Source organism: Pseudarthrobacter defluvii, from assembly GCF_030323865.1.
GTDB classification, from domain to species: Bacteria; Actinomycetota; Actinomycetes; order Actinomycetales; family Micrococcaceae; genus Arthrobacter; species Arthrobacter sedimenti.
In genome coordinates, this window is record NZ_CP066362.1 from 153,685 (window position 1) to 175,555 (window position 21,871).

Annotated in this window: 20 protein-coding genes; 6 read left to right on the forward strand and 14 right to left on the reverse strand. The window is 66.5% G+C overall.

Annotation, left to right across the window (positions count from 1 at the left end; genetic code table 11):
* Nucleotides 1-43 precede the first annotated feature (43 nt).
* Entirely contained in the window at nt 44-706 is a 663-nt protein-coding gene (locus JCQ34_RS00770; RefSeq protein ID WP_286400858.1) for a DUF6766 family protein, read from the reverse strand.
* Between the two features lie 2 nt (nt 707-708).
* Entirely contained in the window at nt 709-1,230 is a 522-nt protein-coding gene (locus tag JCQ34_RS00775) for a DUF6328 family protein (protein ID WP_286400860.1), read from the reverse strand.
* 217 nt (nt 1,231-1,447) lie between these two features.
* On the opposite strand from JCQ34_RS00775, the gene JCQ34_RS00780 reads away from it, so the two are divergent.
* The 3 genes from JCQ34_RS00780 (at nt 1,448) to JCQ34_RS00790 (ending at nt 3,902) form a co-directional block, all read left to right on the forward strand.
* A complete protein-coding gene (locus JCQ34_RS00780; protein WP_286400862.1) occupies nt 1,448-2,347 on the forward strand; it encodes an SDR family oxidoreductase in 900 nt (299 codons plus the stop codon).
* A 79-nt stretch (nt 2,348-2,426) separates the two neighbouring features.
* Complete coding sequence (locus JCQ34_RS00785; RefSeq protein WP_286400864.1) at nt 2,427-2,786, forward strand: hypothetical protein; 360 nt, start codon at nt 2,427-2,429, stop codon at nt 2,784-2,786.
* Between the two features lie 243 nt (nt 2,787-3,029).
* The gene (locus tag JCQ34_RS00790) at nt 3,030-3,902 is read left to right on the forward strand and encodes a glycosyltransferase (protein ID WP_286400866.1); all 873 of its coding nucleotides are present in this window, start codon (nt 3,030-3,032) and stop codon (nt 3,900-3,902) included.
* Between the two features lie 7 nt (nt 3,903-3,909).
* Here JCQ34_RS00790 and JCQ34_RS00795 read toward each other — a convergent pair whose 3' ends face one another.
* The 10 genes from JCQ34_RS00795 to JCQ34_RS00840 all read right to left on the reverse strand — a co-directional run bounded on the left by JCQ34_RS00795 (nt 3,910) and on the right by JCQ34_RS00840 (nt 14,185).
* Nucleotides 3,910-4,782: a TolB family protein gene (locus JCQ34_RS00795; protein ID WP_434738921.1), complete on the reverse strand. Its 873-nt coding sequence runs from the start codon at nt 4,780-4,782 to the stop codon at nt 3,910-3,912.
* A gap of 5 nt (nt 4,783-4,787) precedes the next feature.
* Nucleotides 4,788-5,789 (reverse strand): sugar phosphate isomerase/epimerase family protein, encoded by a 1,002-nt coding sequence (locus JCQ34_RS00800; protein WP_286400868.1) that lies wholly within the window; start codon nt 5,787-5,789, stop codon nt 4,788-4,790.
* 23 nt (nt 5,790-5,812) lie between these two features.
* On the reverse strand, nt 5,813-7,003 hold the full coding sequence (locus JCQ34_RS00805) for a Gfo/Idh/MocA family protein (protein WP_286400870.1): 1,191 nt from the start codon (nt 7,001-7,003) through the stop codon (nt 5,813-5,815).
* A gap of 46 nt (nt 7,004-7,049) precedes the next feature.
* Nucleotides 7,050-8,168 carry a Gfo/Idh/MocA family protein gene (locus JCQ34_RS00810; protein ID WP_286400872.1) on the reverse strand — a complete coding sequence of 373 codons (1,119 nt, stop codon included), beginning with the start codon at nt 8,166-8,168 and terminating at the stop codon, nt 7,050-7,052.
* Nucleotides 8,165-8,911, reverse strand: coding sequence for a sugar phosphate isomerase/epimerase family protein (locus JCQ34_RS00815; RefSeq protein WP_286400874.1), 747 nt, complete (start codon nt 8,909-8,911; stop codon nt 8,165-8,167). Before JCQ34_RS00815 ends, JCQ34_RS00810 begins: the two co-directional genes overlap by 4 nt.
* 42 nt (nt 8,912-8,953) lie before the next feature.
* Nucleotides 8,954-9,844 carry a carbohydrate ABC transporter permease gene (locus JCQ34_RS00820; protein ID WP_142131714.1) on the reverse strand — a complete coding sequence of 297 codons (891 nt, stop codon included), beginning with the start codon at nt 9,842-9,844 and terminating at the stop codon, nt 8,954-8,956.
* Complete coding sequence (locus JCQ34_RS00825) at nt 9,844-10,806, reverse strand: carbohydrate ABC transporter permease (RefSeq protein ID WP_286400877.1); 963 nt, start codon at nt 10,804-10,806, stop codon at nt 9,844-9,846. Before JCQ34_RS00825 ends, JCQ34_RS00820 begins: the two co-directional genes overlap by 1 nt.
* 12 nt (nt 10,807-10,818) lie before the next feature.
* A complete protein-coding gene (locus JCQ34_RS00830; protein WP_286400879.1) occupies nt 10,819-12,147 on the reverse strand; it encodes an ABC transporter substrate-binding protein in 1,329 nt (442 codons plus the stop codon).
* Nucleotides 12,148-12,260: 113 nt separating this feature from the next.
* Nucleotides 12,261-13,091, reverse strand: a complete 831-nt coding sequence (locus tag JCQ34_RS00835; protein WP_286400881.1) for a hypothetical protein — start codon at nt 13,089-13,091, stop codon at nt 12,261-12,263.
* Nucleotides 13,088-14,185 (reverse strand): Gfo/Idh/MocA family protein, encoded by a 1,098-nt coding sequence (locus JCQ34_RS00840; protein WP_286400883.1) that lies wholly within the window; start codon nt 14,183-14,185, stop codon nt 13,088-13,090. The genes JCQ34_RS00835 and JCQ34_RS00840 overlap by 4 nt, the downstream gene beginning before the upstream one ends.
* Before the next feature lie 193 nt (nt 14,186-14,378).
* Between JCQ34_RS00840 and JCQ34_RS00845 the strand changes: the two genes are divergently transcribed.
* A complete protein-coding gene (locus JCQ34_RS00845) occupies nt 14,379-15,596 on the forward strand; it encodes an ROK family transcriptional regulator (protein ID WP_286400885.1) in 1,218 nt (405 codons plus the stop codon).
* Between the two features lie 31 nt (nt 15,597-15,627).
* On the opposite strand, the gene treS is transcribed toward JCQ34_RS00845, so the two are convergent.
* Complete coding sequence (gene treS, locus JCQ34_RS00850) at nt 15,628-17,901, reverse strand: maltose alpha-D-glucosyltransferase (RefSeq protein ID WP_286400887.1); 2,274 nt, start codon at nt 17,899-17,901, stop codon at nt 15,628-15,630.
* A gap of 277 nt (nt 17,902-18,178) precedes the next feature.
* On the opposite strand from treS, the gene JCQ34_RS00855 reads away from it, so the two are divergent.
* Both JCQ34_RS00855 and JCQ34_RS00860 read left to right on the forward strand, forming a co-directional pair.
* Entirely contained in the window at nt 18,179-19,063 is an 885-nt protein-coding gene (locus JCQ34_RS00855) for a GAF domain-containing protein (RefSeq protein WP_286400889.1), read from the forward strand.
* Nucleotides 19,060-19,968, forward strand: a complete 909-nt coding sequence (locus tag JCQ34_RS00860) for an SGNH/GDSL hydrolase family protein (RefSeq protein WP_286400890.1) — start codon at nt 19,060-19,062, stop codon at nt 19,966-19,968. Before JCQ34_RS00855 ends, JCQ34_RS00860 begins: the two co-directional genes overlap by 4 nt.
* Nucleotides 19,969-20,396: 428 nt before the next feature.
* Here JCQ34_RS00860 and JCQ34_RS00865 read toward each other — a convergent pair whose 3' ends face one another.
* Complete coding sequence (locus JCQ34_RS00865) at nt 20,397-21,749, reverse strand: uracil-xanthine permease family protein (protein ID WP_286400892.1); 1,353 nt, start codon at nt 21,747-21,749, stop codon at nt 20,397-20,399.
* Nucleotides 21,750-21,871: the final 122 nt, after the last annotated feature.

Sequence of the window (21,871 nt, forward strand, 5' to 3'; positions counted from 1 at the left end):
TTGGTTGGGGCTGGGTGGATTGGTGCTGGATTGGTTGGGGTCTTCAGGCGCCGGTTTCGTAGTGGGGTTCGGCGACGGGCTTTGATTCCGGGGACCCCTTTTGCCGCAGGTAGACCGAGGCGCCCACCAGGACGCCCACGGCCAGGAATTCGCTTTGCCAGTTCTGGAAGGACTCAAACCAAAAGCGGCTGCTGCCCAGATACTGCAGGAAGGTGATGGCGGGCTGGCCGTGGCTTTGCTGGTCCTGGTTGTACTCGTCCACACCCCCGGCGGCGTGAAGGGCAAATGATGCAAGGAAGAGGGCGAAGAGCAGGATCGACAGGGAGTTCTCGTACAGCTTGAGTACTGCACCGCCCCGCCGGACGGGCCACGGCGTGGCCCTGCTGACGGCCGCCTGCTGCGGGTCCCCATCCTGCGGCGCTTTCTTTCCCACCGGTTTGGACTCACTTGATCCTTTTTGAAACAGGAACACCGTGAGGACCACATACATGGCCATCTGCAGGAACTCGGATTCCCAGTTCTCAAAGGTGGCTTCCACGAAAGCGCCGGTGCCCAGGAACTGAAGAACTGAGACCGGCGGTTCGCCGTGGGCCTGCTGGTCCTCGCTGTAGGACGCGGCCCCGGAGAGGACCATGCCAACGAAGAACACCAGGAAGCAAGCCAGGTTGGCAACCAGCAGGCCATGCTCTTTGGCCCATTTCCGCATTTTCACTCCTTCTCCTGGGTGGGCGGGAGGATTTTCCCGGTGGCCCGTTTGTTCAGCCGAAGCGGGACGAACACCAGCATGACCACCATGACGCCCAGCAGCGCCCCGCCGGCGGTGACCCCCGCGGACCTTCCGGCCGCGACGTCGAACACCAAGGCTGCGGTACCGGCGCTCAGCAGGGCGATGCCGCCAAGGGCAATCTTGGTGATGGTGTCCGCGCTCGAAACCAGCGTCTCCTTGAGCCGCTTCCGGAAGAGCCGCCGGTGCACGCTGACCGGGAGAAGGATAAAGGCCGTTGTCAGGGCGGCGATCACCACGTTGGTGAGGTAGAGGCCAACCTCCCAGTCGTCCAGCTTTTCGAAGCGCTGCTGGAAAGGCAGCGTCAGTAGGAAGCCGGCCAGGATCTGTACCCCGGTCTGGAGCACGCGCAGCTCCTGCAGGAGTTCCGCCCAGTTGCGGTCCAGCTGCTCCTCGCGGGTTTCATTCCGTCCCGTCCGGCCCGTGTAGTCCTCGACTTCGGACATACGGCCCTCCTTCCACTCCAGCCACTTCCAGGCCTTCTTTCTACTCCTCCCATACCCAGAAACAAGGCTGGCGTTGCGCCTGCGACCACATTTGATAAGTTTACTGATTATTACCTTGGAGTGGTGGACTTGGTCCGCTACTCCGGATAGCTTCGAAGGGCCGGAGCGCGGCGGTGCTCTTCCAACCGAACAGGTCAACCGACACAGGCAGGCGGACATGAGCGACACGGACAAGCAGACAGACCAGCCAAAAGATCCGCGCGGCGGCTACCACTCGGGACCGTTCCCGGAGCAGGAACAGAAACAGCCCGGACTTACCGCGCCCATGGACCCCAAACCGGACCACGGGGAGCAGAGCTACAAGGGGAACGGCAAGCTCGAAGGGAAAGCGGCGCTCATCACCGGCGGGGACTCCGGCATCGGCAAGGCCGCGGCCATCGCCTTCGCCCGCGAAGGGGCCGACGTCGCCATTTCCTACCTTCCCGAAGAGGAAGACGACGCGCAGGACACCGCGGAATGGATCCGGAAAGCCGGACGCCGCGCGCTCCTCTTTCCCGGCGACGGACGCGAAGAGGACTTCAGCACCCGCATCGTGGAGGAGACCGTATCCGGGTTCGGCCGGCTCGATGTCCTGGTGCTGAACGCGGCGTACCAGAAGAACCGCGAGAGCCTGGAGACGCTTCCCACCGAGGAGTTTGACCGGGTTTTCCGGACCAACCTTTACTCGCTGCTGTGGTCGGCACGGGCCGCGGTACCGCACTTGAAGGCGGGGGCCTCGATCATCACCACAGCCTCCATCCAGGCCTTCAACCCCTCACCCGGGCTCATCGACTACGCCATGACCAAGGCCGCACAGGTGGCATTCACCAAGGCCCTGGCCCAGGAACTGGGACCCAAGGGGATCCGCGTCAACGCGGTGGCGCCCGGCCCCATCTGGACACCCCTTATCCCCGCCACCGAGCGGCCGGACAAGCTCCCATCCTTCGGCCAGGACACGCCCCTGGAACGCGCGGGACAGCCCGCGGAGCTGGCAGCCGCGTACGTGCTGCTTGCCTCCGAGGACGGCTCCTACATTTCGGGTGCAGTCCTGCCGGTCACCGGCGGCAAGGGGCTGTAGTCCAGGACTACACGCGTCCAGCACTGACCACGAATATTCACCAGACCAGCACCATCGGCAACGCACAACAGGAGGAAGCATGACGCAGGAAAACCAGCAGGCTGAACCCGAGACCGCCCCGGGCGGCTACGGCACCCCCACCGCCGAGCAGGAGGCGGCCGGCACGCAGGGCGGCCAGCAGTCCGGCGGTGGCACGTCTTCGGCCGGCGCGGAAACCAATGAGCCGCAGTCGGGCACAGGCGGGGACCCCCTCTCGCGCGACATGGACCTTCCCTCCAGCGCAGCGGACATCGATGAGTCGAATGACGATTCCCAGGGGTCGGCAGAGGTCTCATCCGAGTCCGGCCAGGAAGCCACGGGCATTCCCGATGGGAGCGGCAACGACCTTCCGCAGGAGGAATCCCCCAATGACGACGACGAAAGCTTCGACGCCGGATAAGTCGCCCTGAACCATAGGCCCCCGTTCCTGCTGCCACCCGGCAGCGGAGGCGGGGGCCTTTGCCGTTCCGGAGGGCCCGGGCCCGGGGCCTGGCGGGGCTGTGGCGGGGGATGGCGGCGCGAATACATCCCGCACGGCTGGGTACGGAACACGCGAAACCAATTCGCCGGCAACGCGCAGCGGCAGGCACTTTGTGCCGCCCCGCCGGCGCCAACTTCGACGGCAGGAAGGTGGACCGTGGGCATGAGGTTTTCGGAGCAGTGGGCGCAGCAACAGGACCGGCCGGACACGGCAGCGGTGGATGTCCTGGTGCCCACCTGCAACAGGCCAGCCGAACTCGCCGTCACCCTCGCGGGACTGGCCGCGCAGCAGGAACCCGCGTTCGCCGTCGTGGTCAGCGACCAGTCAGCGGGGCAACCCGCTTGGGAACACCCGGCCGTTGCCGCGATGGTGCGGGTGCTTGAGGCGCAGGGCCGGCAGGTCACGCTGCTGCGACACCTCCCGCGCCAGGGCCTGGCCGAACACCGGCAGTTCCTGCTAAACCAGTCCACCGCGGACCAATGCCTTTTCCTGGACGACGACGTCTGGCTGGAACCGGGCGCCCTGGCACGGCTGAGCCAGGCGCTCGACGAACTCCAGTGCGGCTTCGTGGGGATGGCGCCCCAGGGCCTGTCCTTCCTGGACGACCGCAGGCCGGAACAGACCGCTAACTTCCAGGCTTGGGACGGCCCCGTGACCCCGGAGCACGTCCGGCCGGGCACACTGGAATTCGAACAGTGGCCGCTGCATAACGCCGCCAACCTCAGCCACCTCAGCGCGGAACTATCGCTGAAGCCCGGCCAGTGGGTGCCGTACCACGTCGCATGGCTGGGCGGGTGCGTGCTGTACCGCAGGGAAGCACTGAACGACGCCGGCGGGTTCCGTTTCTGGACCAGCCTTCCGGCCGGCCACGCGGGGGAGGACGTGGTGGCCCAGTGGCAGGTCATGGAACGGAACGGCGGCGCCGGCATCCTGCCCTCCGGCGCCGTCCACCTGGAAGCACCCACCACCGTAACGGACCGCGCTGTGGAGGCGTACGACGTGGTCCTTGGCCAGGAGTCCGTTCGGGGGACCTAGCGGCTCCTTAGTGCGCTTCCAGCGGGTATGCCACGTAGGCGAAGCGTTGGGAGTCCGGCGACCAACTGTTGACGTTGAGGGTGCCCTGGCCGCCGAACACCGGCCAGGTGTGCAGCGGCGCCGCCCAGTCGCTGGTGGGCACAAGGACGACGTCAACCGGCAGGTCCGCGGGGTGGCCTTGGGTTCCAGCGGGGAAACGGATGTACGTGGCCAGTCTGCTGTCGGGTGACAAGTGCGGGAACCAGTCGACGGTGCTGCTGTGCAGCAACCGCTCGAATCCGCTGCCGTCGGGCCGGATCCGGGCAAGCTGGGCGTGGCCGGGAGCGCTGCTGAAGGATTCCGTGTTGAGGTAGAGCCAGTCTCCCTCGGGGGAGTACTCGGGCCCGTCGCAGTGCCCTGGACCCACCTCCACGTCGTGGGAGGCTCCGCCTGCTGCGGGGATGGTCCGAAGCCGGCCGGGTTTGCCGAAGTCCCCGCCCTCTATGTCCACGTACGCCAGTTGCCGTCCGTCGGGGCTGACACCGTGCAGGAAGTGCCAGGACCCGTCGTCGTCCGTGATCCTGGTGGCCGAGCCGCCCGCAAGGGGCGCCCGGTAGATATGGCCGTCCTCGCCTGACAGGAAGATGCTGCTGCCGTCCGGGTGCAGGACGTGGTCGTTATTAAGCTCCGGGACGCCGTGGAGCGGAACTTCCGCGAGGGCACCGGACGCAAGGTCGAACCGCCACAGCCTGCCATTTCCGTTGAGGATCAATGCGCGGCCATCGAGTGTCCAGTTGGGTGCCTCGAGGAGTATATTCCCGGTGGAGTATGCAAGTTCCTGTTCCGCCGTCTCTGAGGCCACCCACACTTCGCAACGCTGGCGCGGCTGAAGCCTGCGCACCGGGCTCAGTCTTTGCTGCTGAACGCGGCGTCGAAGCTGGTTTGGGAGGCGGGGAAGTCGTATTTCTTGAGGGCGGCGAGGGCTTCGGGGGCGCCGTGGAGGCGGTCCATGCCGGCATCTTCCCATTCGATGCTGATGGGGCCGTTGTAGCCGATGGCGGTCAGGGCGCGGAAGGAGGCTTCCCAGGGGACGTCGCCGCGGCCTGCGGAGACGAAGTCCCAGCCGCGGCGGGGATCGCCCCAGGGCAGGTGGGAGCCCATGACGGTGTTGCGGCCGGTCTGGCGGACTTTGGTGTCCTTGCAGTCCACGTGGTAGATCCGGTCCTTGAAGTCCCAGATGAAGGAGACGGGGTCGATGCCCTGCCACATCATGTGCGAGGGGTCCCAGTTCAGGCCGAAGGCTTCGCGGTGGCCGATGGCTTCGAGGGTGCGGACGGTGGTCCAGTAGTCGTAGGCGATTTCGCTCGGGTGGACTTCGTGGGCGAAGCGGATGCCGTTTTCGTCGAAGACGTCCAGGATGGGGTTCCAGCGGTCGGCGAAGTCCTGGTAGCCGGCATTGATGACTTTTTCGGGGACGGGCGGGAACATGGCGACGTATTGCCAGATGGAGGAGCCGGTGAAGCCGACGACCGTGTCCACGCCGAGGGCCTTGGCGAGCCGGGCGGTGTGCTTCATTTCCTCGGCGGCGCGGGTGCGGACACCTTCGGGGTCGCCGTCGCCCCAGACCTTGGACCCCACGATGGCTTGGTGGCGGAAGTCGATGGGGTCATCGCAGACGGCCTGGCCTTTGAGGTGGTTGGAGATGGCCCAGACCTTGAGGTTGTACTTGTCCAGGATCTCGAGTTTGGATTCGACGTAGCCGGGTTCGTCCCAGCGCCAGGCGTCCAGGTGGTCGCCGGAGACCGCGATTTCGAGGCCGTCGTAGCCCCAGCCGGAAGCAAGCTTCGCGACTTCTTCGAAGGGCAGGTCGGCCCACTGGCCGGTGAACAGGGTAAAGGGGCGGGGCATGGGGGGTCCTTAACTGGTGGGCGTTAGTGGCGGACGACGGTGAGGGTGCTCTTGTTGGCGGCGGATTCCTCCACCGCGTTCAGCACGTACTGGACGTTCAGTCCTTCTTCGAACGACGGCGAGGGCGCGGTTCCGTCCTCGATCGCGGTGAGGAAGTCGCGGACTTGGTGGGTGAAGGTGTGTTCCCAGCCGATGATGTGGCCCTGCGGCCACCATGCCTCGAGGTAGGGGTGTTCGGGCTCGTTGACCAGGATCCTGCGGAAGCCCTGTTCGCGGACCGGGAGGGTGGCGTCCAGGAAGCCAAGTTCGTTGAGGTTTTCCAGGTCGAACAGGAGGCTGCCCTTGTCGCCGTAGATTTCGATCTGGAGGCTGTTTTTCCTGCCCGTGGCCAGCCGGGAGACCTCCACTGAGGCGATGGCCCCGGAGGTGAGGGACAGCGTGGCCCAGGCGGCGTCGTCGACCGTTACGTCCTCGGGGCCGTCCGTGCCGGGTCGCTGGTTGACGAAGGTGCTGAGCCGGCCGGATACCTCGGTGACCTGGTCCCCGAGGAGGAACAGGACCTGGTCGATGGCGTGGGAGGCGATGTCCCCGAGTGCTCCGGACCCGGCGGTTTCCTTGCGCAACCGCCAGGTCATGGGGGCCTGGGCGTCGGCGAGCCAGTCCTGCAGGTACGCGGCGCGGCCGTGCCGGACTGTGCCGATCCGGCCTTCGGCGATCAGCTCCTTGGCCAGGGCGAGGGCTGGGACGCGGCGGTAGTTGAAGCCGATCATCGACTGGATGCCCTTGGCCCTGGCTTTGGCGGCGGCCGCCGTCATGAGTTCGGCTTCGGCCAGGGTGTTGGCCAGCGGCTTTTCCACCAGCACGTGCTTGCCTGCCTCCAGCGCCGCAATGGCGATCTCGGCGTGCATCCAGCCCGGGGCGCAGATGTCCACGATGTCGATGTCGTCCCGGCTGATCACCGTGCGCCAGTCCGTGGCCGATTCCGCCCAGCCATACTTTGCTGCTGCCTCCGCGACGGCGCCGGCGTCCCGGCCCACGAGGACTTTCTGCTCGAAGGCCGGGACGTCGAAGAAACTGGCCACGTTCCGCCACGCGTTGGAGTGGGCCTTGCCCATGAAGGCGTAACCGATGGCGGCCACGCCCAGCGGGCGGGTGCCCGGCCGGGAAACCGGGCGGGAGGCCGGTGGTTCTGACGGGGGTGCGGGTGTGGTCATTTTGCGTTCCTGCTGGCTTCCTGCTTGCTGGAGAGGTGTTGCCGGGTTAGATGGTTGCGGTTTCCGGGGCCCAATCCTCGGGGAGGGCGGGGGATGCCGGAGCCGAGCTTTCCACGTCGATAAACGTGCCGGCGTCGATGGATTCCGAGATGGAGACCATCGTGTCCAGGACGTGGTAGGCCAGCTCGCCGGTGGCGCGGTGCGGGACGCTGGCGCGCAGGGAGCGGGCCATGTCCAGCACGCCCATGCCGCGGCCGTTGGCCGGACCGGTGGCGGGAACAGTGGTCCAGTCCTCGTCGCCGGCGCGCCAAAGCTTGATGTCGCCGGTGAAGTAATTCGGGTCCGGCAGTGAAATGGTGGCCTCGGTGCCGGTGATTTCCACGAAGCCCATGCGCGTGCGGGGGGACTCGAAGGAGAAGACGCTGTGCGAGGAGGCACCGGATTCGAACTGCGCCATCGCGGAGACGTGGGTGGGCACCTCCACGGTGAACTCCTCGCCCGCCTTGGGTCCGGAACCGATCACGCGCACGTCCTTTGACTTGGAGCCGACGGCGGCCACCTTGCGGATGGAACCGAAGGCCTGGACCAGGGTGGTGAGGTAGTACGGGCCCATGTCGAACAGGGGCCCGGCACCGTGCTGGAAGAGGAATGCCGGGTTGGGGTGCCAGGACTCCGGGCCGGGGGTCTGGAACGTGGTCATCGCCGTCAGCGGTGTGCCGATGTCGCCGCGCCGGATCAGCCGCAGCGCGGTCTGCAAGCCCGCGCCCAGGAAAGTGTCCGGGGCGCAGCCCAGCCGGATGCCGGCGGCGTCGGCGGTCTTCAGCAGGCCCAGCCCGGATTCGCGGTCCAGGGAGAACGGCTTTTCGGTCCAGACGTGCTTGCCGGCGTTGACGGCGGCGGTTGCCACCTCCACGTGCGCGGCGGGGATGGTGAGGTTGACGATGATTTCGACGTCGGGGTGGTTCAGGGCCTTGTCCACCCCGCCCCACTCGGCGATGCCGTATTCCTTGGCGCGTGCCTCGGCTGCTTCCTCGAAGAGGTCCGCAATGACGTGGACCTTCAGGTCCGGGAACGCCGTGAGGTTGTCCAGGTACTGCTTGCTGATCACGCCGGCGCCGATGACGCCAACGCCGACAGGTCCCTTGCGGGATGCTGTGGTGCTCATGCCTTGACTCCTTCGCCTGCAGCGTCCAGGAAGGACAGGCTCTGGGTGATGCCCTCGAAGATGTCCCCGGCGTAGTCGTCGAACTCCACCACGCCCACCTCAAGGGACTTCGCGGCTGCGATGACGTCCATGACCGGCACCTTGCCCTGGCCTGCCGGCTGCTGGGTTTTGTTGTCCTTGTTCAGGGGCCCGTCCTTGATGTGGATGAACTTCACCCGGTCGCCAAGCCGCTGGAGGAGTTCCACGGGGTCCTGGCCGCCCACTGCCGCCCAGTAGGTGTCCACTTCCAGGACCAGTTCCGGATCCAGCAGCGACTCGAAGTACTCCAAAGCGGTGCGGCCTTCGATGGTGGACTCCAGCTCCCAGGCATGGTTGTGGTAGCCCACCCGGATGCCGTACTCCGCACCCTTCTTCGCAGCGGCGTTGAGCTTTTCGGCCGTGGCCTGGATGTCTTCGGCCTTCTGCCAGTGCTCGGCTGGCAGGAACGGATCGATGACCGTGGTGATGCCCAGTTCCTTGGCTGCCGCAAAGATCTCGTCCTGGTCCTGGCTCATCAGGGGAGCGTGGCCGGACGGTGCGGTCAGGCCGTTCTCCTTCAGGGCCGCACCAAGCTCCTTGGCCGTGGCCACGAAGTTGTACGGCTCAACCTGGGTGTAGCCGATCTGCGCCACCTTTTTGATGGTTCCCGGAAGGTCCTCCGAAATGGCGTTGCGGAGGGTGTAAAGCTGCAATGAGTAGGACATGGATTTCCTTTGTGGAGTGGTTGTTCAGAGGAAGTTGGGGAGTCAGCGGCCGGCGAGCGAGCCGCCGATGCCGCCGACGCTGAAGTATTTGTTCAGGGTGGCGAAGACGATTACGGGCGGGAGCATCATGACGACTGCCAGGGCCATGACCGAAGTCCAGTCTGTCGCGTTCTGCTGGAAGAAGGACTGCACGCCCATGGGGAGGGTGAAGATTTCGTTCGAGCGCAGGAACACGATGGCTACCAGGTAGTCGTTCCAGGCCAGGAGGAAAGCGAAGATCGCGGTGGACAGTACGCCGGGAAGCGAGTTCCGCAGGACCACCCGGGTGAAGGACCCGAAGACGGAACAGCCGTCGATCCACGAGGCTTCCTCGAGGCTGATGGGAATGGAGTCGAAGTACGCCGCCATCATCCAGGTGGCCACGGTCATGGTGGAGCCGACGTAGATGATGGTCAGGCCCAGGAGGTTGTCCACCAGGCCCATGCCGGCGAACAGGATGAACAGCGGCACCACCGAGGTGATGATGGGCAGCGACTGCATCACGAACAGCAGCAGCGAGTAGCCGGAGACTGCCTTGCTGCGGCCGCGGGAGAGGACGTAGCCGGCCGGGGCGGCGACGGCTACGGACACCACCACGGTGGAGAGCGTGGTGACCAGGCTGTTCTTCAGCCAGGTGGCGGCCAGGGTCTTGGAGAAGACATTGCTGAGGTTTTCGAAGGTGAAGCCGGTGGCGGTGCTGTTGGGTCCGGGCGTGAAGGCCAGCAGGACCGTGACCATGATGGGCACCAAAACGATCCCGGTGATGATCAGGATTGCGGCGAACCGCCACCAGCGGCCGCGCTGGCCGGCTTCGGAGAGGGACCTGCGCCGTTTGCCGGCATCGATGCCAAGAGACGGGCCGGATTCGGGATGGGCGTGGAGGACTGCGCTCATTATTCGACGCTCGACTTTCGGATCTGGCGGTACAGGATGACCGAGATGACCACCAGGGTCATGGTCATGAGGAAGGCGATGGCCACGCCGGGGCCGGTGGCGAAGTCCTGGAACACGGTCCGGTAGGCCAGGACCACCAGGGATGTGGTGGCGTTGACCGGGCCGCCGCCGGTGAGCAGGTAGATGGTGGGGAAGTCGTTGACGCAGAAGATGGTCATCAGGATCCAGCTGATGTAGGTGGAGCGGGCAATCAGCGGCAGGGTGATCTGGGTGAACTGCTGCCAGCGGCTGGCGCCGTCCATGCTCGCTGCTTCATAGACGGTGGTGTCCACGGACGCCAGCGCGGCCGAGATCATCATCATCATGAACGGGAAGCTGACCCAGACCTTGAACACCATCACCGTGATGGAGGCTAGGTTGGGGTCGGCCAGGAAGAGCGGGGTGCCCATGCCCAGGTTCCGGAACAGCGACGGGATCAGGCTGTCCGGGGTGGCCACTAGCCAGTTCCATGCGGTGGATGAGACCACGATGGGCACCACCCAGGGCAGGAGCAGCAGGACCTTGAACGTGCCGGCGGCCGGGATCTTGGTGCGCAGGAGCAGGGCCAGGCCGAGCCCCACCAGCCAGGATCCGAAGACACCCACGATGGTGAACCACAGCGTGAACTGGGCGGCCTTCCAGAACGCCGGCGAGGTCAGGACGGTGGCGAAGTTCTGCCCGCCCACGAAGTTGCCGGTCTGGAGCAGGTTTCCGTCGTGCGTCGCCTGGACGGCGGCATAGATCAGGGGGTAACCGTGGATCAGGACAAGGAGGACCACGGAGGGGAGCAGGAGCCAGAAGAATGTCCTGGTGGCCTGCGCCGAAAGCTTGCTCTTGCGTTTTCCGGGGACGGGCCCGGACCCGCCGGGGGCAACCCCGCGGCGGGCCCGGGACAGGCCGGACTGGGTGGTGGCGCTGGACATGGGCGGTACGTCCTACTTCTTCAGGACCGATTCGAGGCCGGACTGGAAGGTCTGCAGGGCGGTCTTGGCGTCCGACTTCCCGGTGATAATGGTCTGGCTGAACTGGTTCAGGGCCTGCCCGCCGTCGAGCGCTGCGAGGTTGGCGTTCAGCTTGCTGCCCTGGGCAGCGAAGGTCTTGGCGATGGGCTGCCAGTCCTTGACGATCTTGACGTTGTTGGGGTCGTTGGCGAACTCGGGAATCTCTGTGATCGACTTGAAGACCGGCAGGGCAGACATCAGCTTCTTCTGCCACAGCTGCTTGAGCTGGCCCAGGTAGTACACCAGGAACTCCTCCGAGGCGTCCTGCGACGGGGTGTTGGTGTACATCATGATGTTGTTCGGGAACACGATGGTGGCCTTGTCGCCGTGCGGGCCCTTAATGGGGTCAGCTACCAGGAGGTCGCCCGAGGTGTCGCCGACACGCTGCGGCACGTTCACCTGGAACAGGCCGTAGCCTGCCTTTCCGTCCTTCCACTGCGCCGACATGTTGTCCGTGGTGTAGCTGACTGCGGCGGGATCGATGATGCCGTTGGACACGAGTTCCAGGACGAACTCCATGGCCTCAACGTTGCGGTCGTTCATCAGGTCCAGCTCGCCGTCCTTGTTCCAGACACCGCCGCCGTTGTTGACCATCATCATGATCATGGAGTGGTTGGCGTAGTTGTTGCCCGCACCGGCGCCGGTGGTGAAGCCGAACGCTCCCACCTTCTTCAGGGCCTTGCCGGCTTCCAGCAGGGACGGCCAGTCCGTGGGAAGTGCCACGTTGGCCTTCTCGAACAGGGACTTGCGGTACCAGAAGACGCGCATGTCCAGCTGCCACGGGACGGCCACGTAGCCCTTGTCCGACTTGAACGGGTCCAGTACGCCGGGCAGGAAGTCGTCGAACTGGCCGTTGGCCTTCAGCTTCTCGATGACTTTGTCCGCGTAGGCGATCTGGCCCTGCTGCTCGAACTGGAAGGCCTGAAAGCCGCCGCCCGTGGACACAGCCGGGCCGGTCTTGGACGCGATTGCCGAGGAGAAGGTCTGGTAGAAGTTGTTCCACTGGATGATCTGGTAACTCGCCTTGGCGCCGTTGGCACCGTTGAAACCTTCCGCGATGCCCTTGGCGGCGTCGTTGTACGCCGGTGTTGCCCACGGCATGTCCCAGAACTTCACGGTCCCGCCGGCTCCGCCTCCGCCGCCGCCCTGTGAGGCCGAACCGCCGCCGCAGGCCGCGAGGAGGGGTGTTGCGGCAGCGGCAGCCGTCAGGCCCAGGAAACCGCGCCGGGAGAAGGAGCGGCGCTGTTCGGAAGTTGCGTTCATGATGTGTCCTTTCGGGACCGCTTGCGCTGTGCGCGGTTGGTGCGGTCCTGCTCATCGTTGAGAGTGGAGGTGGGACTGGACTGCTTTTTTCGGTTGCGTATCGGTAGGGCTGGTTACGTGGCAGCGAGGGTTGTGTAGAGGTCGGTCAGCCGGGCGAACCCGGCCAGATCGTCCGGGCTGGTGCCGGCGCGAAGATGGTCCTTCAGGCGCCGCCACGCAGACCGGTGGGCGGATTCGTAGAGCGTGGGAAGCAAAAGCTCACCTTGGGGGCCGGTGACCCGGACTTCGGCGGGCCAGGCGGCGCCCGGATCGGGAACCTGGACGCTCACCCCGCCGTCGGCGGTGTAGAGGCGGATGTCGACGCCGGCCGCCCGCGCGGGGGTGAGCACGCCCTGGGCGGTGAACGGGGCTCCGTTGGCCAGCCTGCCGCCCACCGTGTACCCGGTGGCACCACGGCGCAGGACGCGCACGGCATCAAGCGGCCCGCAAACGGCCAGCAGCGAGGCGAGATGGTCGGCAAGGAGCCGCTGCGGATCAGTGCCTTGAGCCGCCGTCGCCACACTGTCCAGCAGTGACGCGGTGCCTGCGGCGCTGCGCACCGCGTCGCGGGCGTCCGGTTCCGTGGCGTCGCCCACCAGGGCCGGGTTGGAAGCCCAGCGGAGGTCAAGGACGACGGCGGTTCCTGCGGCGCCTGCCGCGGCTGCTAGTTGCGTGGTGTCTTCGGGAACAGGGTTGGCCACCACGATTCCCCGCGTACCCGCCGCGACGGCACTCGCGGCCTCGGCGGTCCAACCCGGCACGCCTGCAACCACCAGCACGTCCGCTGTACCCGCTTGGGTGTCCTGGGCGGGGCCGAAGGTTTCAGGCAGGGAAGCCATGGTTGGGGTGACGGCCCCGGCTTCCCGGGCCACGGGGGCCGCCGCAACTGTGTACTGGCCGCTCATGCCGAAACTCCTGCTTCTTCTGCGGCGCCGGCGTGTCCTGCCGCGGCGCTTGCCACCGTTGCCTCGGCGATGGCCAGGGCGAACGTGAGGTCGTCAATCAGGGTTTGGGCGGAAGGGGCAGGGCGGGTTCCCCGTGCGAGCCCGGCGAGTTCACGCCATTCGCCCTCGTAGCCGTTGTGGCCATACGGGCCGAAAACGCTGGTTTCGCTCCCGTTGCCACGGGAAATCGTGGCGACGGCGGACCCCGCCTGGACGTAGGACGGCGTGAAGTCGATATGCAGCGCAGCATCATCCCCGATGGCCTCGAAGGTCCATTCCGGCTTCCAGGTGCTATTCATGACGGCGCGCAGTTCGATGACGCGGGTGGGAGTGCGGAGCGAAACTGCGTAGCCGAACGGGCGGACGTGGAACACGTTGAGGACCTCGATGTCCGCGAAGTCGGGCGTGAACCGGCGCACCAGGGGAAGGTCGTGGATGGCCAGCCCCATGATCCCGCCTTGCAGTGCGCCCTTGATGACTTCGATATCCGAATAGTCGGGGCTGCCGGCGGCGGGCCGGGTGATGATTTCGGTAGCGAAGTCCTCGAACCGGGCATTGGGCGGCAACACGATCGAAGAGCGGATGGTGTGCACCTGCTCCGGAAGGTCGCCCCAGTTCTGTTCGGCCGCCAGCCAGCCCGGATCGAATGTGTGCATGGCCCCGACGACGATCGGAACGCCGGTTTCGGTGCTGACGGCCGAGATGCGCGCCGCTTCTTCAGCATTCATGGCAAACGGCTTCTCGCAGAGGACGGCTTTCTTGCCGGCCCTGCAGGCGGCAATGACCTGGTCTGCGTGGAATTGGTGCGGGCTGCAGATCGCCACGATGTCCACGGCGGGATCCGCCAGCAGGGCGTCCATGCTGGTGCCGGCCACCGCGCCGACGCGGGCGGCCACGGAGGAGGCGACGGCGGGGTCCACATCCATGATGTGCCGCACCTCCAGGATGTCCTGGAGGCGCGCCAGGGCCGGGAGGTGGATGGCCTGCGTGACCGGTCCGGCGCCGAGGATGCCGACGCCGAGGGGCCGGTCTGCGGGCGCTGCGTGCTGGGACAAGTTCCTACCTCTTTGTAAGCGGACTCGGGGAGTGCGGGGCCATCACTGCAGCCGATGCCAGGCATTGGATTCTCGAATGTGCCGTGAGTCACAACCTAGGACGACTTATGACGCGCGTCAAGCAAAAGTTGTCTGTTGCGCGTCATTCTTCTGCCGTGATGACAGCAGTAAGTAAGAGTGTTATGACTTAGACATGACTCAAGCCACGGGGAAACAGGCCGCGAAGGACGCTGACGTCGGCAGCCTGTCACGGGCGGGCGACCTGTTCCAGCTGCTCCGGGACGGCAGGGCACGCACCCGTGCCGAGCTGGCCCTGACCACCGGGCTGGCCCGTTCCACCGTCGCTTCCAGGATTGACGCACTGATGCTGTCCGGCCTGGTGGGTCCGGCAGGGGAGGCCCTCTCCAGCGGCGGCAGGCCGCCGTCGCGCTTTGCCTTCAACCCTTCAGCCCGCCTGGTGCTGGCCGTGGATGTGGGTGCCACGCATGTCATCGTGGCGGTCACGGACCTTGGCGGGACCATCCTTGCCGAACACCGGCTTGCGCAGCAGGTGGCCGACGGGCCCGAGGTGGTGCTGGACCGGGTGGTGGCGCAGGGCAAGGAGCTGCTGGCCTCGGTGGGACGCAGCGTGGGGGAACTCGCCGGGATTGGCATCGGGCTGCCCGGCCCGGTGGAACACGACACCGGCAAGCCCGTGAAGCCGCCCATCATGCCCGGGTGGGACGGGTTCGACGTGGTCAGCTATGTCCAGCGCTCACTGCCGGTCCACGTGCTGGTGGACAACGACGTGAACATCATGGCGTTGGGGGAGCAGTCCGCGCACTGGCCCGAGCACAGCAACTTCTTCTTCGTGAAGGTGGCCACCGGCATCGGCTCCGGAATCATCAGCAACGGGGAGCTGCAGCGCGGTGCCAACGGCACAGCCGGCGACCTGGGGCATGTCCAGGTGGCGCGCGGCGCTGACGTCCTGTGTGCCTGTGGGAACTATGGGTGCCTGGAGGCACTCGCGTCAGGTCCCGCCGTCGTGCGCTCCCTGCAGGATCAGGGACTTGATGTGGCAGTAGGCGCCGATGTGCTCCGGCTCGCCGCCGATGGAAACCTGCAGGCCATCCAGGCCCTGCGCCAGGCCGGGCGGGACATCGGCGAGGTGCTGGCCACCGTGGTCAACCTGCTCAACCCGTCCGTCATCGTGGTGGGCGGCAGTGTCGGCGAGACGGGGGAGCACCTGGTGGCCGGCATCCGCGAAGTGGTGTACCGGCGTTCTCCGCCCCTGGCCACCTCGCACCTTCGCATCAACGTTTCGCGGGCCGGCGCCCATGCAGGCGTGCTCGGGGCAAGCCAGCTGGTCACCCAGTACGTCCTGTCGCCGGCCATCATCGAGGCGACGCTGACGGCCGCAGCAGCCGGGTAGCGCCGGGGGATTCCCGGCGCCACCCGTGGCTTTAGGCCTCCGCCTCCGGGGCTTCGGTCAGGCGCAGCGCGGTTCCGCCATAGGCGGGAAGCTCCAGGAAGAAGCTGTGCAGATCGTCCACCTGCCCCACGGTCTCACCGCTGAACAGGTCCCGGACGTTGGCTCCGGACGGCAGTTCGTTGGACTGGATGCTGCCGGCGATGTCCTGCCCGGAGAAGTTCAGCGCCGTCACCTGCAGGGCGCCGTCCTTCAGCCGGTTCACCAGCACCAGTGCGCCACGGTTGGAGACGTCCGGCACGTCCAGCAGCGTGCCGGTGGCGATTCCGTTGTCCTCCCGGACGGCGAGGATCCGCTGCAGCCGGCGCGCGAACGAGTCCGGGTCCTTCAGCTGTTCAGGCAGCGGTCCGTAGAGGCTGCGGGCCCGCGGCATCCCGGCCGATGAGGTGGTGGCGTCCGGGCTGGTTCCCATGAGGTCGTGCGCGCCGCGGTTGATCCAGCGCGTATCGCCCTGGGAGGTAAGTTCCCGGACCCTGCCGCGGTCCAGGGCCATGATGCCGGTGAGGTCCCAGCCGGAAAGCGCGAAGACGCCGGGCTGCAGGGCGTTGTACATGGCCAGGAGCAGGTGGACGTCGCGGATCTGGGCTTCCTGCTCCGGAGTGACGGCGTCCGGGTCCTGGATCCCCAGGGCGGCCATGATGAAGCTGACCGAGGTGCAGGCAATGCCGTTGGTGGTGAAGACCGCGTTATAGGGCGCATTCTCGCCGGTGAGCCGGTCCCGCAGGGTTTGCTGGATCTGTTCGGCCAGTTGGGCGCCGGTCAGCTCTTCGCCATTGAGCTCGAACATCTCGTCCCGGTGCCCGGCAGCGAAGTGCAGGAGTTCGTAGGTGAGCTCGTCATGGTTCTGCAGGGCATGCACGAGCGAGGCTTGGTCGACGCCGATTTCCCGGGACAGGCGGAGGGTCAGCCGCAGGAACTCGGTATCGCCGGTGACCAGGGAGTAGTGGTACGCCGGCCGGGTGATGAAGTCGTAGGAGAGGTCCGGTCCGGACTCCGAGGTTGCCTTGATGTCGTCGATGGTCAGGTTGAGTTCCTGGAAGGAGAACCCGCCCACCTTGCGGATCATGGACCCGATGAGCTGGTTGGCGGCCTCGGATAGCGGGTGGCCTTCAGACCAGCCGGGCTGTTCCTCCGCGCTCTTTTCCACGCCCAGGAAGCCGTTGGCGTCCAGGCGCAGCGCACCGGTGCCAAGGTCCACGAGCGAGTGCAGGGCATCGCCCACCACCAGCCGCATTCCCGCGAAGGTGGGGTCCAGCCAGTTGATGGAGGGCTGCCCGGCCTTGAAGTAGTGCAGGTAGACCCAGCGGCGGGTCTTGCCCGTGGTGTCCACGATGGGCCGGGTGACGCTCCAGTTGGTTTCCTTCACCCCGGGCTCGTAGAAGATCACGCGCTGCAGCCGGCCGATGATGTACCCGGCCTTCTGCAGCGCCTGCTCGGCGTCGGGGCTGAGGTTGACCGAGTCGGCACCCTCCGGAACGTCCGGGAGCAGGTTCCAGTCCTCCTCCGGGATGTCGATCATGTGGTAAATGCCGGGGTAGTCCCGGAAGTTCATTTCGGCGAGCCGGAAGTCGGCCCCCTTGCCGGTGTGGCCGGGGACGATGTCGTCGATGATGGTGCCCTCGTGCTCAGCAGCCACCTCGCACATCCTGCGGAACTCGTCCTCGGTGCCGAAAACCGGATCGATGGCCATGCTGATGCGGTCGAAGTGCCCGTCCACGCTGGGCGTGTGGGACCAGCCGCTGATGCCGCCGGCGAGTTTCACGGGTCCCGTGTGGATGCCCCGGATTCCGATCTCGCGGAACGCCTTCCACATCTCCGGGTCCCCCAGGGCGGAGAGGAACGACTGGCCGGTGGGGGTGATGAAGGACAACGGGTAGGCGGTAAACCACACGGAGGCGCGTTCGACGGCGGCACGCGGGTTTGGGTGCGCGTACGAGTTTTGCCACATGCTGGCCTGCCCGGACAGCTGGCGTGCCAGCGTGTTGGCGTCCCCGAGCATAGCCTGGTTGCGCAGCCATTCGACGTAGGCGGCGTTGCGCCCGTCGAACTCGAAGGACGGCTTGCTGCCTACGAACTGCCGCCTGCGTGCGATGGGACGCAGAGCCTTGGGGCGGGCCGCGAAGAACTGCTCGTCGAACGTGACCTCAAGGTCCGGTGACGGCTCCGCCGCGTCCTCTTCCACTTCCACGTTGGCCTCCACGGCCTCATCCGCTTCCGAAGTACGCTCGCTGGTGCCCGGCTCCCGCATAAGCTCCTCTTTCCGTTGCTCGTTTCCGTGCTGGCATGGATGCTCCAAGACCCCTTGCTCAGGGACAGGTACCCAGGTGAGCAGGGAGTATTCGGCGTTCCCTCTCCCGATGCTACTGCGCAGCGGGGCCGGCGGAAGGGACACCGGCGCGCCGCTCATCCCTAACCCGGTGAATCCCCCTTGTTTCCCCGCTATTCCCCACCAAGGCGGTTTGGGGTCGTATTCTTAGAGCAAAGGTTTTGCAGTGGGCCGACGCGCTGATAGCAGGGCTTGGAGCATGGCCGCTGATCCCACGGGGCAGGTTGGCTGGGGACCGCTTCCAGTTACCCCGGAGCCGGTTTTCGACAGCAAGGACGTTGAAGACTACCTCTGGGAAGTGACCCGCGATTTCATGGCGGGTATCAAAGGTGAGCGCCGCAGCATCAGCTGGGCAGCCACCCTCTTTCGCCTGGGCAAGGCACGCACCCTCGCGGCCAGCACCGAGCAGGCACGCGAAGCGGACCGGGAGCAATGCTCGTTCGCCGACGGGCCCGTGATGGAAGCCGTGCGCACCGGGGAATTCGTCCTGCTGTCGGACCTGAGCCGGGACCGGCGCTGGCCCGGGTATTCCAGCGCCGCGGCCGTCCACGGCGTGCAGTCCCTGCTCTCGGTCCCCATCCTCACCGAGGGCGCCACCAGTGCTGCCATCAATCTTTACGCGCCGTCTCCGCACACCTTCACCAGCGACGACCTGGTGCACAGTCAAAGCTATGCGCGCCAGGTGGCGCGGGCGCTGCGTGTTGTGGTCCGGGTGGCCGAGCGCGCGGAAGCAACGGCGGGTCTCGCCGTCGTCCAAAGCTCCCTGGTCCTGGTGGACCTTGCGGTGCGCAGCCTCATGAACGAATACGGACTCACCCGAGAGGGGGCGCTGCGGTTCCTGCAGACGCAGGCGCTGCACCACGAACTGGACCTCCGGGACGCGGCACTGAATGTGGTGGCCCCCAGCGGCATGGACCGCGGGGCCGGGCAGCCTTCGGGGCTGCGGCAGGAAACGTACGACGGCGTGTCGGAACTCCCGCGGCCGTCGGCGGCGGGGCGTGATTTTCCAACCGGAACGTCGCCCCGCAAGGACGCTGCGGCGGGGAAGGAACCCCCGTCCGCTGCAGAAGGGAGGACGGCATGACCATCGAGAAGCAGGAGCTGCGTTCGATTGAGGGAGGACCGGCCGGGCACCCCTGGCACCGGTTCGTCGCACTGGGGGACTCCTACACCGAAGGAATTGGCGACCCCGAACCGCACAGCCTGGGCGGCCTGCGGGGCTGGGCCGACCGGGTGGCGGAGGAACTGGCCGCCGGCCAGCCTGATTTCGCCTATGCCAACCTGGCCATCCGCGGCATGCTGCTGAGGCAGATCCTCGACGGGCAACTGGCGCCGGCCCTGGAACTCAAACCCGACCTGGTTGCAATGTCGGGCGGCGGCAACGATATCGTGTTCCGCCACGGCGACCCGGACAAGCTGGCGGAAAAGATCGATGAGGCTGTAGGCGTCCTGGCCGCAACGGGTGCCACGGTGCTGCTGTACGCCGGCCCCGACTGGGGGAATACTCCGGTCTTTGGCAAGATCCGCGGCCGCGTGGCGATCTACAACGAGCACCTGCACAGGATCGGGGCCCGGCACCACGCCATCATGGTTGACCTCTGGTGCCTGCCGGAGCTCCAGCACGCGCCGATGTGGGACCCGGACCGGCTGCACCTGTCCCCGCTGGGCCATCATTCCGTTGCCGTGGCCACCCTCAACGCCCTGGGCGTGGCACACGCGCTCAAGCCGCTCCAGCCGCGGCCGCTTCCGGCGCACGGGTGGACGCAGGCGCGGGCCGAGGACCTGGTGTGGGCGCGGCAGTATTTCGTGCCGTGGGTGCTGAAGCGGCTGCGTCCCCACCAGTCCGACGACTCCCTGGCAGCGAAGCGGCCGCTGCCCGGTCCGGTGTTCGGCCTTGGCCGTCCGGGTCCGTTCCCGCCGGGCCACCCCGTCGCGGGCCTGCCCACCGGCATGGCTGGGGGTCCCGCACCGGAAGGGCACGCGGCCTAGCTTCCATTCACCTGGCGTCACCAAAGCCGGAGCCGCTGGTCGTGACGCCCGCCTCTACCAGGCGGGCGTCACGACCTGCGGGCGTCCCGGGCCAGAGCCATGAGCGCAGGGAACCCCGCCACCACGGCGGGAACGGCCAGCAGAAGCCCGTATTCGGGTTGAAACGCTGAGAGTATCGCCGCTACGACGCTTGCAGCCAGGGCGGCGATGAGCGCAAGGGATAGCAGCCTGTGACTGTCCCTGGCGTTGAAGAAACGAAAATCTGCTCCGATGGCAGGTCCGCCTGTTGGACGTGGCGATGGGCTGCCGGCGGTGGCGGCTGCGATGGACGTGCGGTGTTCTCAAGCATGGTCCCCCAAAGGTAGTGCCTGATGTTCGTCCACCCTGAAGGGGCAGCCCCGGAGCCGCCCCTCCGCGGCGTTCGGGCCTTATCGCTTTTTCGGTGCCCGTTTCGCGGCTGCCTTCATCGCGGCCTTGGCCGCGGGAGGCAGGACGCCCTGTTCCGTTTCGGGTTCGGCCACGGTTCCCCGTGCGTTCGCAATCGCCTTCATGCCGTGGTAGATCGCCAGTGCGGCAGCGGAACCGAGGGCGATGCCGGTGAACTTCAGGTCGCCGATGGTCCAGGTGTAGTCCGCGATGCCGATGATCAGGGCGACGGCGGCTGTGGTCAGGTTGATGGGGTTGGAGAAGTTCACCTTGTTCTGGACCCAGATCTTCACGCCCAGGATGCCGATCATGCCGTAGAGCATGGTGGCCGCGCCGCCCAACACGCCTGCCGGGACGGTGGCGATCAGTTCGCCGAACTTCGGGGAGAAGCTGAGCAGGACGGCGAACATGCCCGCCACCCAGTAGGCCGCCGTCGAATACACCTTGGTGGCCGCCATGACGCCGATGTTTTCCGCATAGGTGGTGGTGCCGGAGCCGCCGCCGAAGCCGGCCAGCATGGTGGCGGCGCCGTCGGCCATCAGCGCGCGTCCGGAGACGCCGTCGAGGTTCTGCCCCGTCATGGCCGCAACCGACTTCACATGGCCGATGTTCTCCGCCACCAGCACCAGGACCACGGGGACGAACAGCCCCAGGACGCCGATGTGGAACTCGGGGGTCTGGAAGTGCGGCAGGCCTACCCAGGCGGCGGCGTCCATCTTGTCGTACTTCACCTCGCCGCGGAGCATGGCCACGATGTAGCCCACCACCACGCCGACCAGGATGCTGAGCCGGCCCAGGATCCCGCGGAACAGGACGCTGACCAGGATGATGGTCACCAAAGTGACCAGGGCGGTGATGGGGGCGGCGTCGAAGTTCTGCTTGGCGGCGGGGGCCAGGTTCAGGCCGATCAGCGCCACGATGGCACCGGTGACGATGGGCGGCATCAGCCGGTTGATCCAGCCGGCGCCGAACTTCTGCACCACCGCACCCACCAGGGCCAGGGTGGTGCCTGCCAGCACCACGCCGCCCAAGGCTCCGGGGACGCCGAACTGCGCCTGGGACGCGGTGATGGGGGCGATGAACGCAAAGCTTGAGCCCAGGTAGCTGGGAACCCGGCCCTTGGTGATCACCAGGAACAGCAGCGTGCCGATGCCGGAGAAGAACAGTGTGGTGGCCGGCGGCATCCCGGTGATGATGGGAACCAGGAAGGTGGCGCCGAACATGGCCACCACGTGCTGCATTCCAACGCCGACGGTCAGCGGCCACGCCAACCGCTCATCCGGGGCCACCACCTGGCCGGGCTTGATGTTTTTGCCGGTGCCGTGCAGCTTCCATTTGATTCCGAGCATGCTCATGGGAAGGAATGCCTTTCAGGGGGTGCCGCGAGGGGGCGAAGATCAACTCGCTCAAGAATACCGCCAAGTTTTTCGCGCAGCCCTGCTGTGTCCAAGGTCACCCGGCGTCACGGGAAGAGGAG